Source organism: Balneola sp. (assembly GCA_002694685.1).
Lineage (GTDB): Bacteria > Bacteroidota > Rhodothermia > Balneolales > Balneolaceae > Gracilimonas.
On the sequence record NZMW01000017.1, the window covers coordinates 228849 to 246344 of the forward strand.

15 protein-coding genes are annotated in these 17496 nt (G+C 37.0%); all 15 read left to right on the top strand.

Features of this window, described 5'->3' with window-relative positions; all coding sequences use genetic code 11:
* Nucleotides 1-330: 330 nt before the first annotated feature.
* Nucleotides 331-1401, top strand: a complete 1071-nt coding sequence (locus CL667_17145) for a hypothetical protein (protein MAL19425.1) — start codon at nt 331-333, stop codon at nt 1399-1401.
* A complete protein-coding gene (locus tag CL667_17150; GenBank protein MAL19426.1) occupies nt 1385-2473 on the top strand; it encodes a hypothetical protein in 1089 nt (362 codons plus the stop codon). The genes CL667_17145 and CL667_17150 overlap by 17 nt, the downstream gene beginning before the upstream one ends.
* A gap of 277 nt (nt 2474-2750) precedes the next feature.
* Nucleotides 2751-4013 carry a hypothetical protein gene (locus CL667_17155; protein ID MAL19427.1) on the top strand — a complete coding sequence of 421 codons (1263 nt, stop codon included), beginning with the start codon at nt 2751-2753 and terminating at the stop codon, nt 4011-4013.
* A gap of 33 nt (nt 4014-4046) precedes the next feature.
* Nucleotides 4047-4580, top strand: coding sequence for a hypothetical protein (locus tag CL667_17160; protein ID MAL19428.1), 534 nt, complete (start codon nt 4047-4049; stop codon nt 4578-4580).
* A gap of 24 nt (nt 4581-4604) precedes the next feature.
* Nucleotides 4605-6068 (top strand): hypothetical protein, encoded by a 1464-nt coding sequence (locus tag CL667_17165; GenBank protein MAL19429.1) that lies wholly within the window; start codon nt 4605-4607, stop codon nt 6066-6068.
* The gene (locus tag CL667_17170; GenBank protein ID MAL19430.1) at nt 6065-7234 is read left to right on the top strand and encodes a type I restriction endonuclease subunit S; all 1170 of its coding nucleotides are present in this window, start codon (nt 6065-6067) and stop codon (nt 7232-7234) included. Before CL667_17165 ends, CL667_17170 begins: the two co-directional genes overlap by 4 nt.
* Before the next feature lie 17 nt (nt 7235-7251).
* Nucleotides 7252-8226, top strand: coding sequence for a hypothetical protein (locus tag CL667_17175; GenBank protein ID MAL19431.1), 975 nt, complete (start codon nt 7252-7254; stop codon nt 8224-8226).
* A gap of 36 nt (nt 8227-8262) precedes the next feature.
* The gene (locus CL667_17180; protein ID MAL19432.1) at nt 8263-8985 is read left to right on the top strand and encodes a hypothetical protein; all 723 of its coding nucleotides are present in this window, start codon (nt 8263-8265) and stop codon (nt 8983-8985) included.
* 64 nt (nt 8986-9049) lie between these two features.
* Nucleotides 9050-9733 (top strand): hypothetical protein, encoded by a 684-nt coding sequence (locus CL667_17185; GenBank protein ID MAL19433.1) that lies wholly within the window; start codon nt 9050-9052, stop codon nt 9731-9733.
* Nucleotides 9730-10131, top strand: a complete 402-nt coding sequence (locus CL667_17190; GenBank protein MAL19434.1) for a hypothetical protein — start codon at nt 9730-9732, stop codon at nt 10129-10131. Before CL667_17185 ends, CL667_17190 begins: the two co-directional genes overlap by 4 nt.
* 117 nt (nt 10132-10248) lie before the next feature.
* Nucleotides 10249-14670 carry a hypothetical protein gene (locus CL667_17195; GenBank protein ID MAL19435.1) on the top strand — a complete coding sequence of 1474 codons (4422 nt, stop codon included), beginning with the start codon at nt 10249-10251 and terminating at the stop codon, nt 14668-14670.
* Nucleotides 14671-15837, top strand: coding sequence for a hypothetical protein (locus CL667_17200; GenBank protein ID MAL19436.1), 1167 nt, complete (start codon nt 14671-14673; stop codon nt 15835-15837).
* Nucleotides 15834-16526, top strand: coding sequence for a hypothetical protein (locus tag CL667_17205; GenBank protein MAL19437.1), 693 nt, complete (start codon nt 15834-15836; stop codon nt 16524-16526). Before CL667_17200 ends, CL667_17205 begins: the two co-directional genes overlap by 4 nt.
* Nucleotides 16523-17278: a hypothetical protein gene (locus CL667_17210; protein MAL19438.1), complete on the top strand. Its 756-nt coding sequence runs from the start codon at nt 16523-16525 to the stop codon at nt 17276-17278. The genes CL667_17205 and CL667_17210 overlap by 4 nt, the downstream gene beginning before the upstream one ends.
* A 1-nt stretch (nt 17279) precedes the next feature.
* The coding region (locus CL667_17215) for a hypothetical protein (protein ID MAL19439.1) at nt 17280-17496 on the top strand (217 nt) is incomplete at its 3' end.

The window sequence follows — 17496 nt, forward strand, 5'->3', positions numbered from 1 at the left end:
CGGAAGTAAACGGAAGTAAACGGAAGTAAACGGAAGTAAACGGAAGTAAACGGAAGGATTCGGAAGGATTCGGAACTGTACGGAAGGATTCGGAAGTCAAGAGAGAAAGATCGAAAACTATGCATCCAATAAACAGAAAATTAAGGAAAAGCTGTCATTTAACGGCCTAAAATGTATGATTATTGGTGAAAACCTGAATTTACAATGTTATGGGATTATATAACGAGATATCAGAAAAACATTAATTTTCAGGTTATCTAGTGTGGAGGTGACAGCTTGTGTCAGGGTTCGTGTATAAGTTTAGATGCGATTACATCAAAAATCAGAATAATGAAGCATCATAAATCAAGTAACCCAAGTCAATCAGTAGCAGCTGATAAGATCGACGCCCTTCAACATTTTAGCACATTCGGACAGTCATTACATATATTAAGACGGAATCAGTTTCCAAGTAAATATATGGTTGGTGATGTTGGTATGGGCAAGTGGAAGGATTGGATCGCTAAAGTAGAACAGCAGTACCAATGGCTACCTGAAAACCGGATCTTGTGGATGAAAGATAACCTTCGAGGTGTAGATGGCGAGCTACATTTTTTACATCTGGAAGATGGTATCACGCTGCGGTTTGATTCAGAATATGAAGATGTCCAGATGTTTTATGATCACAATAGTAATGCAAAAATGGTCAGCCGTTTTAAATCAGAATTAAAAGGGCTAAGAAAAGATCAGACGAAGTTCGAGATTGGGTTTCTTCAAAGTGAATTAGGGTCCATTCATATCAAATTCAGAGAATTCACTCCGTATGAAGAAGACCTGACCACATTTTTGGGTTCTGAAGTTGAACAACTTCGGGAGGCAATGATCTCTTCTATAAACAATGAGGGTGATAGTGGATTATATCTGCTACACGGCCAGCCGGGTACGGGCAAAACTTCCTTCATCAAAACGATATTAAGTCAGGTTAAAAACAAAGCGATCTACATCACCCCGGGTTATGCCGATCAATTAGCTTCACCTGATTTGATTGGCGTACTGATGGATCACCCCGGAAGTGTGCTGCTTATTGAAGATGCCGAAACGGTGCTCATGAAAAGACAGGCCGATAACTCCAATGCTGTTTCTAACCTTCTCAACCTCACTGATGGCTTCCCGGCTGACTTTCTTAAGTTGAATATTATATGCACCTTCAACACCAAGTTAGATGATATTGATTCGGCCCTGCTTCGGGAAGGGCGGTTAAAGGGGATACATGAATTTACTAAGCTAAGCATTCCAAAGGCGAACGAATTAGCCAAACATCTCGGGAAAGAAATTGAAATCACTAAGCCTATGACGTTAGCGGAAATTTGTGATGCTGGTAGCCTGCAGCCGGAATTGGCAGTGAATGGAATTGGGTTTTAAAGTACAGAGGATGAACTTATTTAATGACTTACTTAGCCTATATAAAAAGTCAAGGGGATCAAATACCCCAACCGAAGACTACTGTACTGAATGCCTGGCAGGTATTCTAAGGAGTAATACAGAGCTTCTTAATGAATTCGCAGAGACTGTTTTAAAAATAGATAATTCAGGTAAGATCAATGTTTTTACACAAAGGAGTTATAGAACCATAGATGGTGATTTGGGTATCGTGGATATGGTATTTGAGTCAAATTCAGCACTTTGCCTGTTAGAAATGAAGGTTGAATCAGGGGAGGGGGCAGGACAACTGGAAAAATACCAACAAATTCTAAATGAAAGACCACAGAACGGTCGCAAAATGTATTTGAGGTATTGCTCACTCTACATCGATAATAAAGAAGGTTATTCAAGCTTTAAACAATTTAGATGGGCTGATATAGCTGACTTTTTGAAAGACTACACAATAGAAAATCAATTAATACAAGAATTCTATCAATTCTTAAAGGAGAATAAAATGACTGGAAATGAACGATTTAATCATGAAGACTTAATTGGATTAAAAGTTTATGGTGATATCGCCAGTAAAGTTCATGAAGTATTTTCAGTAATTGAAGACGAGCTCAAAACTTTTGGTACTATTAGTGGTGGTATTAATTCAAGTAGTCAGATTACAAATCACAATCGCTTAGCAATTTTTTGTAGTGGTGTTATAGGAGAAAAGTGGAGTGAGGTTTTGGTCTCATATGATTTTAAGGGAATCAGGTATAAAGATGAACCAGTACTTGCTGTGCAGCTTTTTGTGCACCGGAAAAATTCTGTCTATAAGCAGTTTGTGGAAGTTGCTACTGAGTACTATCAGGATAAAAAATTTGAATCCAAAGATATTTTTTCTACAAATGAGCATGGTGGTCACATTAGGTTCGAAAAACCAATTGCCATGTTTTTTAATGAAGAAGAACAATTGCAAGAAATGGCTAGATGGGTAGAGAATAAGTTTGGGGAGGTACTGAGTTTCCGAAATGCTACTAATCAATTGGATTGGAATTTTGAAAGTAATGAGATGATTAAATGAGTACCTACCTAACCAAATCTAAGTATCCATACGACGCAGGCTTCCAAACCTGGGTAATGCATAAAGCATATCCTGAATTCAATGTCCGTCTTATCATAACAAAAAATAGAAATACTGTAAATAAACTGATTTTTTAAACTCCGGTGAGACTCTTTGTTATTATTTGCTAGTAAGTTAGCGTAAGCTTTTATTAGGAGTGATAATTTGGAAGAATAATGAGCCGATAGGAATATCTGCCAAAACAACGGGAACGAGTTCTAGGATTACAAAAATTATTATGCATAATGATCAACTTAGAGAAGAACAAATTAAGTTCGAGGAGAAAAGAGAAAAAATACTTAAAGAGAGACAAGGTCTATACAAGCTTAGAGATAAATTTACGCAAAAATTCACCCCTGAATTCATCAATACAATGCCCCTTGAAATGTATGCAATAGGCGATAAGGATGAGGGTAGGGGCGAAAATTTTTGCTATGTAATTGAAAGAGATCTAAGTGGTTTAGGGAGAATCTTAGGTTCCAATGCCTTTAAGTTTGGAGTTTACTATGGTAAGATTGAGTCTGATGAAGAGCAGAAATATAGATTTGCTAAAAAATTCGGAGACTCTGTTGAAGAAGCATATGAGAATGTAAGGCAGGAAATTCTGAATCTACTTAAAGATGGAAAGGAAGAAAATTTAGACAGGATAGTGAAGAACAAAATTTCTCCAATGTTTAAAGGGAAGATTCTATCTAGCTACTATCCTGAAAGATATCTAAATATCTTTTCCAACGAACACCTCAAACACTATTTAGTACAATTAAACATTGACTCCCCACCAGAATTGATAAAAGCAGATCCTGTCTATAAAAGGGACGCTTTGATTGAATTCAAAAACAGAGATGAAGTCATGAGAGATTGGTCTGTAGATCTCTTTGCTGTTTTCTTGTATGACTATTACCCAAGAAGTCCGGGCGAAAAGAAGAAAAATTCAAACAAAGGAAATGACCCATTGGATGATTACCGCAGTCCTGTATTTCCTAAAAATGCTAAACCGGAGTGGATTGATTTAGAATTAAGTAGTAATCCTAACCAAAGTAATCGTTCTGGTTCGAGGGGGAAATCTAAATCCAATCCGGATTATTTGAAGAGGGCGAGAAGGTTAAAGGAATTGGGTAACAGGGGAGAAAAATTTGTTCTTGACATGGAGAGATCGGAACTGCTAGCTAAAGGGAAAGAAGAGCTTTCAGAAAAAGTGCAGCCTGCTGAATTTGATTATGAAGGATACGACATAAAATCATTCTATGAGGATGGCACCCCAAAATATATAGAAGTAAAATCGACGAAGGCTAAACCCGGAAATGCAAACTTCTATCTTAGCATTAACGAATTGAACACTGCGAAGGAGCTAAAACAAAATTATTATGTTTATATCGTTTTTGATGTTGTTTCAGAAAAACCAAAAGTTTGGAGGGTTCATAATCCATTCCATCCTGAGAACAAAAATGTTACTATTCAGCCCAATAATTTTGATGTGAAAATCAGCGTAGATAAAAAGTAAATCCTAAGAATAGTTTTAGTTGGTAGACTCACAATGAATAAGCTTTCTAATGACACAGTCAAAAAACTTAACCAGAGAGTAGATGAATTCATCGTTGAAATAGAACCCTCGGAGGATCACTTATTCACCTATGATGAATTAATGCCAATTTATAAATCTAAGCTTCAGGAATACTCTGAGTTAGTTTTTGGTAAAATAAACAAAGACTATATTGATGAAGAGTTTGAGGAATTGACTAAAAAACTAACGGCAGCAACTCTGGATGCTACTGATGGTTCGGATGAAATACTTACAGAAATATTAGGAATAGAATGTGCCAAAATTGTTTTTAAGAATAATGAAGTCAAAAGCTCTGAAGAAGTCGATCAAGAAACAAAGGCTTATGAAGCTCAACACAAAGCAATGAGTTACCTTTTCATAGATGGCAACAAGCCGGGTATGAGAGTAACGGAAGAGTTTAAGAGAAATATTTACAGGGATATCCGTAAAAAAGAACAAGCAGCTAACAATTCGGGATGCTTAGTCCTGATTTTTGCACTATCTAGTCTTGCTTTCTACTTAGCATAATTTTCAAAATTTTAAATTAATTACATGCTCACAGGCGAACTAAAAAACAAAGTCGATAAAATCTGGGAAACGTTGTGGACGGCCGGGATCTCCAATCCGCTCACCGTCATCGAACAGCTGACCTATCTCCTCTTCATCAAAGGACTGGATGACGAACAGACTCGAAAGGAGAAAAAATCTGAACGTACAGGTGACCCAATCGAGAATCCGACCTTTTCAGAAGACCAGGATCATCTGCGGTGGAAGAATCTGAAGCAGCTGGATCCGGAGGCGATGTTTGATACGATTCGGGATAAGGTGTTTCCGTTCATGAAGAATGGCAGTACCTACCGCAAGCATATGGAGGGCGCGATGTTTTTGTTTCCCAAGCCTTCTACGCTGGCGCGGGTGGTGGAACTGATGGATCAGCTGGAGCTGAAGGACCGCGATACCAAGGGCGATATGTATGAGTATATGCTGTCAAAACTCAGCGTGGCGGGACAAAACGGGCAGTTCCGTACGCCGAGGCATATCATAAAGATGATGGTAGAACTGACCCAGCCGAAGCCGCTGGAAAATATCGCCGATCCTGCCTGCGGTACGGCCGGATTCCTGGTGGCAGCCGGAGAATACATCCGCGACAACCACGCCAAGGCGATGGTGGATAATAAAACCCGCGAACATTTTAAATCGGAGATGTTTACCGGCTATGATTTTGACAACTCCATGCTCCGCATCGGGAATATGAATATGGTGATGCATGGGTTTGATGGTGCGACTATTGATTACAAAGACTCGCTTTCTTCTTCGGATGATGATGATCTTACGGAACAGTTTGACTTGATACTCGCCAATCCGCCCTTCAAGGGCTCGCTGGATTACGACAGCGTGGCTTCTGATTTGCTGCAAACCGTAAAGACTAAAAAGACTGAACTGCTGTTTAATGCCCTCTTTTTACGGGCGCTGAAAACCGGTGGACGGGCAGCGGTGGTGGTGCCGGATGGCGTGCTGTTTGGGAGTTCCAAAGCGCATAAGGAAATCCGACGAATTTTGGTTGAAGAGCAGCAGCTGAATGCGGTGATCTCCATGCCGAGCGGAGTGTTTAAACCCTATGCCGGAGTGAGCACGGCCGTGATCATCTTCACCAAAACCAACTCGGGCGGAACCGATACTGTCTGGTTTTACGATATGAAAGCCGATGGCTATTCCCTGGATGACAAGCGAGACAAAATTGACGACGACGACATCCCCGACATCATTGAGCGATACCACAATTTAGATAATGAAACCGGCCGCAAGCGCACCGACCGTAGCTTCCTTGTGCCCAAAGGCGAGATCGTAGAGCAAAACTACGATCTCTCCATTAACCGCTACAAAGAGATTGAGTACGAAGAAGTGGAATACGACGATCCCAAAACCATCATCAACGGGAAAGATGGTCAGCCCGGACTGCGACAGCTCGCCGAAGAACGCCTGAAGATTTTGGATGAACTGGAGGGGATGGTTTGAAAGTGGTTGAATTGGGAAGCATTTGTGAATTTGAAAATGGTGATCGGGGTAAAAATTACCCGTCTAGATCAGATCAAGTTGAAGAAGGTGTACCATTTATAAATGCAGGCTGTTTAAAAGACTGGGGAATAGATTCAGACGAATTAAACTTTATTACTGAAGAGAGATATAATTTACTAAGTAGTGGTAAATTAAAACAGAATGATATTCTATTTTGCTTGAGGGGTTCACTTGGAAAATTTGCTATAAATTCAGATGGCTTAAAAGGAGCAATAGCATCATCATTAGTTTTATTAAGGCCTAAAAAAGATCTTAATGTTCATTACCTAAAGAATTATCTCAAAAGTGAACAATTTCGGCGATTAATTGAAAGGGCTGACGATAGTTCTTCTCAACCCAACTTATCAGCGACGAGAGTTAAAAAATTTCCAATCCCCCTCCCCAGCCTCTCCGAGCAGAAAGCCATTGTGGCGAAGCTGGACCGGGCGCAGCGGCTCATCGACATCGACAAAGAAATGCTCGCCAAATACGACGACCTCATCCAAAGCGTGTTTTTGGAAATGTTTGGGGACCCGGTTTCAAATCCGAAAGGGTGGGACATTCATGAATTGAATGAATTATGCAAAAAAATTACTGATGGTGAACATGGCTCGGTAAACCGTGTTGAAACTGGTAAAATGTATTTAATGGCAAGAAACGTAGGTCATTTCGGATTAAATTTTGAAGAGGTCTCATATATAGAAAAATCAGACCATGAAAGAATTTATAAGAGATGTAACCCAGAAAGTGGTGATTTACTTCTTGTTTGTGTAGGAGCAACAATTGGACGTTGTTGTCTTGTACCAGATGATGTTGAAGAATTTTCATTGGCAAGAAGTGTGGCTTTAATAAAACCAACGGATAGTTTAAGACCCATTTACCTCTTACATCACTTTAAGAACAGTGGTTTTCAGAATAAAATGATGAGTAAGAGGAATACCTCTGCTCAGTCTGGCTTATATCTTAGACAAATTAGAAGTTTAAAGTTTATACTACCCCCAATCGAATTACAAGAAAGATTTGTTGAGAGAGCTTTAAAAATTGATAGTGAAAAACTTATGATAGAAAATTCCTTAAAAAAATCAGAAGAGTTGTTTTCGTCGTTGGTGCAGGGGGCGTTTAATTAATTAGTATACGGGGTAAGATGAGCAAAGAAAACGAAAGAATAATAAAACCATTAATTACGGATTCAGACACAATTAAAGACTTTTTTGAGGAGGATGACTCTTTAAAATTGAAAACCAGCTACTCTGATCTGGTTAATAAATATAAAGCTGAGTTACTGTCAAGTGAAGATAATTTTCCAAAATATGATCTTGAAGGTAATAGGTTAGAGTTATCTGGAGACCTTACTAAATCAACAAGTAACAAATTTGATTTAAAAAATAAGTCTGAAGATCAAATTGATTTATCTCCTGATAATCAAAAATCAGTAGATGAGTGTCTCGAATATTTTACCGACGCTTCACTAAATTATGAAGCACTTTATGAATTATTCGAAGACTGGCAAACACCCAAGACAAGGGCTGTAAAAAAGTTTCTAATCACCATAATCACAGTTTTAACTTTTGGCTTCATTGCTAAGGTTGATTTAAGGCAAATAAGCTTGTTTGGGGTGCCTACTAATGAGGTAAGTATTTTCCATTTTATGATAGCGATTACGCTAATATTAGTTCTAAGCTACACTTATTACTTATTGCAAAATTTGAAAGATAAAAATGTTGCAGAGGCAAGAGTAAAGACAGTTAGAAATGAATTAGAAGTCTGCTCTGACTTCGCAGCAAAATTGGAGGATATTGTAAAGGTAACTAAAGTGGATTCTGTTGAGAAACTCATTAAAAGTTTTACGCCCAGAAAAACGCTCTTGAGTGATAATAGTCCCTTGAACGTTTACGAGTCAATTATTCATTATAAAAGTGAATTAGAAGCACCTAACAATTCGAATAAATTCTTAAACCTTATCGAAAAGCTAGGCATCACTCTTATGTTTTCAATTTCATTGATATATGTCTACAAAACAGTTCTATTAGTCTATTTTGAAAATGCTGGTTGGTACATAATTTGGCTTCTCATATTAATTTATACTGCATTGTTGTATCCTTACAATAAAAATAAGTAAGTGTTTTCTGAGTTCCATTACTCATCAATCTGTAGTATGAAAACTCCCAAAGAAAAAAGAGAAATAGCCCAAAGTGAAGCCCGGGATAAATTAATTAAAGCTTTGTCCAGTGCTGTTCCCTTTGGAAGCGCGGCGTATGAACTAATCACCACCCTTATAGTTCCTCTCCACGAAGAGAAAAAGCGAGAGTATATTAATGACCTGGCCATTCGTCTGAAAAAACTGGAAGATCAAGGGCAGATTGATTTTGAAGAGCTTGCTCAAAATAAGGAGTTTAATACCATCATCACGAAAGCCATTCTCTTAGCTCAGCAAAATCATCAAAAAGAGAAGCTGGAGGCGTTAAGGAATATTGTTTTAAACAGTACCAAATGGTTAAATAATGGCGAACCTATTTTTGACTGGTCGCACAAGTTTTTGATGATTGTAGATCAGATAAGTCCGCTACATATTTTACTTCTTAAAACTTTCCGCTATCCTGCAAAAGTAGCAAGAGATAAGAGCCTTAATTTTGATGAAATGGTGGTAGCATCAAATAAAGAAGTGTTTTTTGAAATGTACCCTGAGTTAAAAGAACGTAGTGCACTAGTGAGTCAATGCTGGAAAGAGTTAACAAATTATGGGTTTTTGGCATTAGATAACTTTTCAAATTCCAAAGACTCAGAGAGCATGCCCTATATTCATAATCATGGCCAGCTAAAACCTCAGACTACCGATTTTGGGAATAAGTTTTTAGATATGATAAGGGATGAGTATTAAATACATGTGCAATACATGTGTTTATATTTAGTTATATTCATGTACCTTCCAAGAAATCAATGATATGAACGAGCAAACAACTGTCATAGAACCCCAATTAGGTAAAGGTATTTATTCCGTACCTGAAGCTGCCGCTATCCTGAATATGCCGGTGAGTAAAGTTCGTCGGTGGGTAAATAAGTATTGGGAGCTAGAATTCCTGCAAGGTGCTGATGCCTCATATACCTGGGGAGAAAGACGGGAGAAAGCCTTTCATTTCTTAACGCTTATCGAGATAATTGCCGTAGATTCTTTTCGGGAAATTGGTGTCTCCTTTTCCAAGATCAAACTGGCGCATTCCAAGCTTTCCGAAATTCTGGAAACCAACTATCCATTTGCCCATGCCGAGCTTATGACGGATGGGAAACGCATTTTCCACAAATATTTAGAAGAATCGTTATTAGAAGTGGATGAGAAGCAACAATTCTCTTTTACCCAATTGGTAGCACCCTATTGCCAAAAAATCGACTTCCAGGATAAAACCCAACTCGCTGAACGCTTTTGGCCCCTCGGGAAAGACCATGAAATAGTCGTAGATCCGCATCACAGTTTTGGTCAGCCGGTAATCAAAGGCACCAACACTACCGTTGAAACCATCTACAGCATGCTGAATGCCGGAGAATCTCCCGAGTTTGTAGCATCTATCTATGACTTAAACCTGAATGCTGTAGAGGATGTGATGTCGTACATGAAGCGTACTGCCGCATGAAATTCTATGTGGATGAGAATATCACGCCAAATATCGCTCAAGCTTTGGCTATTCTCCAAAATCCACGAAGCAATGAAAATATAGAAGTCTTCACCATTAAAGATGAATTCGAAAAAGGCACACCGGATGAAGAATGGATTCCAAAAGTTGCTGCAGAAGATGGAATCGTTATTACTCAGGATCGAAATATTCACAGAGTAAAACATCAGAGAGAATTATATAGGCAACACGGTCTCGGGGTCGTGTTCTTCAAGCCACCTAAGAACGGTTACCAATATTGGGACTTAGTTGAGTTCTATATAAAAAGATGGAAAGTGGTAAAAGAGGAAGTCAAGAAACTGAATAAGCCTTTTGCATTGGTAGTTACTCCGAGATCGGCAAAACCTGATCGGTTATAGCCTGCACTTTCTGTAAGCATCTACATTACTATTATTTACTCTTAAAACAATTGTGGTTTTATGACAGGTAGCTTATAATGGGCCACTTCAATTAAACAAATATATAGGCATAAATAAATGATTTCGGGACTCCCAATAAGTAAAAATCTTATTGAAAGACTAAAGAAAAAACTGAATGTGGGGAACCTTAGATCTATTCAGTTAAATTGTGTTCCAGGTTCCAATAGTAGAAAACTTGATGCCTCACAATTGGAATATATTGAGAAGGAATTGACCCAACAATTAATTGAAGAGCTTTTAAGTACAAAAGGGAAATTCAAAAAATCCATATCCTTTGGAAACTTACAGATTAGTTTTAGTGAAGAGGATGAAGAAAGAGGGAAGAAACTAGGAGTAATATCCAAAAAGCTGAATACACTTCATGATGTAAATAAAGAGGATTTACAAGAATATGGATATGAATCTTTTGGTTTTGGTTTTCCTATTGTTGTAATGCGTCCTCAAAACAATCCCGCTAAAGTCATTAAGGCTCCACTATTTATTTGGCACTTGTCTATTCGGAAAGACTTATCAAAAACGAATACTTGGGAAATTAGCCGTACCAGAGATCATGAGATCGAGTTTAACAATTTGCTTCGGTCATACCTTGGTCAACAGAATGAAACAGATATTGAAGGTTTTAGCGAGAATGAACTTAAGGATGGGATTTTAGACAGGCATGAGTTAAAGTCTAATATCATTCAGTTTTTTAATAGATTTTCAAAAGATCTACCTCATGGTTTTGAGGAGGAGCTGGATACGAAGCTAAAAGGCGGTTTGGAGTCTATTCCTTCTAGTGATAAATGCAAGAATATTGCATCCAATACACCAAAGTTGATATGGGCTGGTATTTTTGGACGCTTTCAGGTAAGAAATGAAGCGATTAGACAAGAGTTAAATTTCGAGTTAGGTGATCATATAAATGAGGAGAGTACAAGTGACTCAATGCCATCTAACTTATTGCACTCTGAAACCTTAACCCTTACAGATCCAAGTCAGCTTGGAATACTAAACTATCTAAAAAAAAATAAACATTTAGTTATACAAGGTCCCCCTGGAACAGGAAAAAGTGAGTCCATTACAGGGATTATATTAAATGCACTCGAACACCGAAAAAAGTGCTTAGTAGTTTGTGAGAAAAGAACTGCGATGGAGGTACTCAAAGATAATTTAACAGAGATTGACCCACAAATAGGTGAATTAGTTGCAGTAGTTGAAGATGTTTCTAGGGATAGAAAAAAACTAGTGAACTCTGTCAGAGACAGATATGATCAATATGGAGGGGTTAACTTCTCGCAACCTGAAAGCCTCAATATTGTTACTACTTTGGAGCTCATTGAAGAACAAATTGAGGTAATTCAAGAGAGGAAAAAGTTCTTTCATGAAAAAGAGTTTATTGATGGTCAAACTCCAAGGGGTTGGACTGCAGGTGTAGGGAGTAAACTTCTCTATAAAAAAGATAATATCGACCGAGAACTTTTTAACCAATTAAAAGAGATAGAATTACCTGATGAAGCACAATTCAATAAAGGGGAAAATTCTGTAGAAAGCCTTGAACAAGCGGCTAAAAAGTTAAAAGGCAGTAATCAACTCAGTTTCGTTGGTTCTAAGAAAGTTCTTGAGTCAGAGTATTCAGACTTACTAAATGAGATAGAATCTGTTTTTATTAAAGACTATGAATCACTTCATGAGTTTTGTAAACGACTAAAGGATGAGTATCAAAAAATTGAGAAACGGTTAGAAAACCGTTACGAAAACTCATTAGCAGAAGCGAAGGGACTTTTAGAAGATCTTAAAAGGGAATTAAGGGTTTTAAAAGAGGTAAAAGCTTTTTCGAAGGAAGGCTACTGGAAAAAGGTTCTAGGAATAATAGCCCCACAAAAAAGCAATTTGGGTAAACAAGTCCGATCATTTGATGACTCTTTGAAAGTTATTGAAGAAATAGAGGCATTAAGAATTGAACTTGATCGAGATTATAAACAAGAATACCCTCGAAGCATCAATGAGATTGAAAACTACTATAGCAATACAGTTGAGGCTTTTAAAAAGCTCGAAAAGGATAAGATCACCACAATAAAAGAAGAACTTGATTTTATTTACCGTCGTGAATACTTATCTGAATCATTAAGCAGCGACTTGAAAAAATCTCTTTCAAATTGGATGACACCAGTGTCATTGTTTGTTGAAAAGTTTCCAATGTCTGCAAAAATAGAGCTAAAAAGGTTTACTGATATCATAGAAGTTATTACTTGGGTACATGAGGCTAACCGTAAATTCGAAAAGGTAAAGGCTGAGAGTTTTATTAATCACTTTGAGTGGCAAAAAAGTTTTTATGGTTTACCCAAATATTTACAAAGGTTAATTTCAGCACTTTCATCTGCGGAAATAGATGGTTGGAAAAGTTACTTCGGTGAGTGGTTTTACTACCACGTTCTAAGGTCTGAGTTAGATATTTCATTATCAGGCGGGTTTGAAAGCCAGTTAAACATCCTGAGGAATAAGAAGAAAACGATTCAAAAGCAGATTAAAGAACGTATTCCAAAAATATGGAAGGCTGAGCAAGCTAAGCTAGATAATCTGAATATTCCTCAATTATATAATAAGAGAGGTAGCCGGGGAAAAAGAAGAAACAGCTTGAGAAAAATAGCAAAGAGGTCATTTGATTCTCTTACTGCATATTTTCCAGTGATGATGGTAAGTCCAAATGTTTGTTCTTCGATGTTTGAGTTGAAACCAGAGCTATTTGATTATGTAATATTTGATGAAGCTAGTCAATTAAAAATTGAGGAATCACTTACTGTACTAGTAAGAGGGGAACGTAAAATAATATCAGGTGACAGCAATCAAATGCCACCTTCATATTGGTTTACTGCTGCAGCTGATGGACAGGACGATATAGATGAAGATGAATATGATCCCTATAACAGTTGGGAAGAAAGCCTAAAAACAGACGAAGGTTCGAGAGACCTAGCGGACAGTGAGTCACTTCTTGAATTTGCTGAATTATGCAAATTTGAGTCCTATAAATTAGACTTTCATTACCGTTCTCACCATCCTTTATTAGTTGAATTTTCGAATGCTGCTTTTTACAAGAACAGACTGCAGCCCCTTCCACAGAGGATAGAAAACTCACCAATACAATTTATAAGGGTTGATGGTTTATACGAAGACCAGAGTAACAAAGATGAAGCAAATATTGTTGTCGAAACGCTACGCCGAATTGATAGAGATACTGAAGGAGATTATCCATCAATTGGAGTTGCCACCTTTAATCAGAAGCAGAAAGAGCTAATTTTAAATGGACTTAAAAGGGAAGCTCAGCTCGACGAAGCTTTTCGAGTAAAATACTTAGAGCTTCAGGAGGAGGGATTATTTGTAAAGAACCTTGAGAATATTCAGGGCGATGAACGTGATATTATTATTCTTTCAACGACTTTTGGTAAAGATTCTGAAGGTAAATTTGTTAAAAAGTATGGACCTATAAACAGACCTGGACTAGGTCAGCGTCTGCTTAATGTGATAGTTACAAGGGCTAAAAAGAAAATTTTTGTTCTCACATCTATACCTGAAGATGCAATTAATGATTACAGGGTTGAATTAAATAACTCTGGCTCAGATAGGGGCTATTTGCATGCATACTTAGCTTATGCTAGTGCAGTTTCTGACAAAGACAAGGATAGAATTGATTCTATATTAAAGTCTCTAAGTGAAGACCAGGCAAATCAATCTTTTGAGTTTGGTTTAACTGAATCTCCTTTTGAAGAGGCTGTATATCAATCTTTGATAAGAAAAATAGATGCAGATAGAGTCACCTTGCAGCATAAAGCCGGTGGTTTTCGAATTGATATTGCAATCAAGTCAAAAATAACCGGAAAAGAGTATCTCGCCATAGAATGTGATGGCGCAACATATCATGGTTCAACAGAAGCATATTTATGGGACTTACATCGCCAAGAGATCCTGGAAAACCATGGTTTTATTTTTCACCGCATTTGGTCACGTGATTTTTGGGAGAATGAAGAAAGAGAGATTAAAAAGCTAGTAAACTTCATTGCAAAACAAGATGAGAAGGATAATGGTAGAATTGCTAAGAAAGATCCTTCTATTGCAAATATTAAGCTTAAAACTTCTTTTGAACAAATAGATAGTGGTAAAGGCCAAGAACAAAAAAGTCAGGAACTCTTTGATGATATAATTGGAGAGAAAGATGAAAGTGGAGCTTCTGATATAATTCAAGAATACCCAGAACCAATAATTCTTAAAGAAAGGCCTGTAGTTGAAATAGGAAAGAAAATCACGGTGCTTGATCTGAACCTAAATAAAGAGTTTAGTCTAAAATTCGCGAAAGGTAAAAGTGATTCTAAAGTTTCCGGGGGTGTACACATTGTAGGTGAAAAATCACCTATCGGTGAGGCTATGATTGGAGCCAAAAAAGGGGAAACAATTGAAATGAGTAATCTCGAAAAATATTATAAAGTAATAGATATCAACGGTGAATAAATGAATACGATAGTAGAAGATGTTTTAGTATATAGTGGATTCTTAGGCTATGTACTACCAATAGAAACTCCTCTTGAGTTCCTTATGATTGGGTTGCCGTGGATATTATTAATTGGCTGGACTATATATGGTTTTTGGGCATTATATAGTAAAGACAAAAAAAGGGCCTGGGTAAACTATCACATAATTGAACATATACCCGCCGTCTTTGTGACACTAGGAGTACTTGGTACATTTGCTGGAGTCGCACTTGGACTAATTACTTTCGATTTCAATGTTCAACCTTCTGAGATACAGGATAGTATTTCGGGGTTAATCAATGGGTTGAGAAATGCTTTTTTCACATCCCTTTATGGCCTCTTTTTCTCTTTTGTTTCCAGTCTTTTAATACGAGTTCAATATCAAAAAGGAGCCCTTGTTGATCCTGAAATAGAAAAGGAACAGCAAATGATTTCTGAATTAAAAACTGCTCTTGAAGATTTTGGTGCTAATTTGGTAAAAAATAATTCAGAAGCGATAATGTCTTCATTAAAAAGAGTAATCGAAGATTTCAATGATACTTTTACAACGCTAATTGGAGAATTAGTTACTGAAAGTTTTAAAGAGTTAACTAATTCAGTCAACAAACTTGTTGACTGGCAACAAGAGTATAGAATATCTGTTAATGAGCTATTGGAAACCAATAAAGCTATTAATAAACGAACTATTGATTTAATACAGGGTTTCAATACTACAATAAATAATCTGGACAAAGTAAGTGATTCCTCAACATCACTTCAGCAAGCTTTGAACAGTCTTAGGAGTTCAATAGAGGATGAGTCGTCATTATCTGGATTAATCAATAAGCTTGAAAAGTCATCGGATAATCTAGTTCAAATTTCAAATGATGCCGATGTATATAAAAATGAGTTGGAGAAGATAGTCCAAGAGTTTATCTCTTCACAAGAGAAAATCGAAGGTTGGCTGAAAAGAGAGGATGGCGTTCTTGATGCTGCTACAGCAATGAACCATGCACTTAGTGAATTGAGGCAATTTGATATAAGTCAGATCGAAGAGCTCGATAAGTCATTCAATAGTCGCTTACAGACTACCTTTAAAAACCTAGACAACCTGATGAAAACGTATGTACAATATTTAGAAAACAAAGCAGAGTTAGATAGATCGTGAAGAAATCAGATAATAGTTACTGGATTTCAATAGCCGATCTTATGACTGGTTTAATGGTCGTATTTTTATTTATAGCTATAAACTATGTTATCCAGGTTTTTCAGTATAGATATGTATCAGATGAAATATATAACGCTTTAGTTACAGAACTAGATGAAGAAGTAAAGGATGGAGATGTCCAGATTACACCAGATGGAACTGTGAGATTTAGTACTGAAGGAGATAGGACTTTATTTGAGTTAGGTGAGTACACAATGTCACAGGAGATGAAAGAAACTCTTGATTGGTTTATTCCTCGCTATTTTGATATAGTATCTAACCCAGAATACTTAAAGTACATAAAAGAAATTAGAATAGAGGGGCATACAGACACCATACCACCTAAAAGTGGTGCTGATAGTTATAGTTTCAATCTCTGGCTTTCATCAATGCGAGCCATTGAAGTACTGAGTTATGTACGAAACAGTGATGCATACTCTAATTTGAATAGTTCACAAAAAGAAAGATTTGATTATGTACTTACGGCAACTGGAATGTCTTACTCGAAAGCACTGAATAGTGATGGTGAGTACGTTTATGAAAGTGATGATAAAAGAATTAGTCCAGCAATTTCCAGAAGAGTTGAATTTAGAGCAATAACAAGTAGTGATAAAGTAATAGAAGAAATATTTAGTATTAGTTCGGAATGATTTACGATTTTACCAAAGGAATAACAGCTGGCTTTTTATTAGATAAATTAAGGGCTAGATATGTTCGGGACTCTGATTTCGAAATAGATACTTTACATGATATCAGATACAGAAAGCTCAAAAGGATAGGTAATTCCTTTATATACAATTCTGGTAATAATGAATACTATATGTTTGCATACTTACATCGGTATGCAACAAAGCAGCATGATGGATTGCCTAAGTATCATATAATAGATTGTACTACCATGGAAGAGTACACTGGTTTTAGATTCGCTAATAAAATGCCCGTAGAAATATATTGTATTGATCAACGTGAATCACTTGGTAAAATAGATCTTGAACTCTGCAAGAATTGTATCAAAGAGTCAAATTTGAGTGTTTTCGGGTCTGGAGATTTTGCTTGGTATGACGTGATTTTGTCAAAATCCAATGATCGGGATTATTCTAAAGATGAGCTAAGGAATGATGGATATACACTAGATTGGAATCACGTATCAAAAGCTTATAGAGCAAAAAATCACTATATATGTGAAGAATGTGGTATTAAACTAAAAGCTAGAAAGGCTGAGTTTTTTTGTGAGGTTCATCATATTGATGCAAATAAACAAAACAATAGTATTAATAATTTGAAGTGCTTATGTGTTCAGTGTCATTCTGAAGTAGATAAAGTTCACAAAAGGAATTATTCGAAAGGTAGAAACCTAGAAAAGCTTAAAAACTTTAAAGTATTTGTAAATAATTTATCCTGATATGTCCAATTTTGGATTCTTAAAAGCAGACTGGCCTGAGTTTATTGGCGATGCCCAAGCCGTGGAGAAACTCGTGCATTTTGATCCGCGTGGTGCCTGTGGCCGTGCCCGTCATCTGATCGAGCAGGTAGTACTGTGGATGTACGAACATGATGAGGATTTAGAACTTCCCTACGACACTGGTTTGTATAATATCACCAATGAGATGGGCTTCAAAA

Excerpts from the sequence above, each read along its gene's own strand:
- CL667_17145 (MAL19425.1), top strand. The coding sequence starts at position 331 with ATGAAGCATCATAAATCAAGTAACCCAAGTCAATCAGTAGCAGCTGAT.
- CL667_17150 (MAL19426.1), top strand. The coding sequence starts at position 1,385 with ATGGAATTGGGTTTTAAAGTACAGAGGATGAACTTATTTAATGACTTA.
- CL667_17155 (MAL19427.1), top strand. The coding sequence starts at position 2,751 with ATGCATAATGATCAACTTAGAGAAGAACAAATTAAGTTCGAGGAGAAA.
- CL667_17160 (MAL19428.1), top strand. The coding sequence starts at position 4,047 with ATGAATAAGCTTTCTAATGACACAGTCAAAAAACTTAACCAGAGAGTA.
- CL667_17165 (MAL19429.1), top strand. The coding sequence starts at position 4,605 with ATGCTCACAGGCGAACTAAAAAACAAAGTCGATAAAATCTGGGAAACG.
- CL667_17175 (MAL19431.1), top strand. The coding sequence starts at position 7,252 with ATGAGCAAAGAAAACGAAAGAATAATAAAACCATTAATTACGGATTCA.
- CL667_17180 (MAL19432.1), top strand. The coding sequence starts at position 8,263 with ATGAAAACTCCCAAAGAAAAAAGAGAAATAGCCCAAAGTGAAGCCCGG.
- CL667_17185 (MAL19433.1), top strand. The coding sequence starts at position 9,050 with ATGAACGAGCAAACAACTGTCATAGAACCCCAATTAGGTAAAGGTATT.
- CL667_17190 (MAL19434.1), top strand. The coding sequence starts at position 9,730 with ATGAAATTCTATGTGGATGAGAATATCACGCCAAATATCGCTCAAGCT.
- CL667_17195 (MAL19435.1), top strand. The coding sequence starts at position 10,249 with ATGATTTCGGGACTCCCAATAAGTAAAAATCTTATTGAAAGACTAAAG.
- CL667_17200 (MAL19436.1), top strand. The coding sequence starts at position 14,671 with ATGAATACGATAGTAGAAGATGTTTTAGTATATAGTGGATTCTTAGGC.
- CL667_17210 (MAL19438.1), top strand. The coding sequence starts at position 16,523 with ATGATTTACGATTTTACCAAAGGAATAACAGCTGGCTTTTTATTAGAT.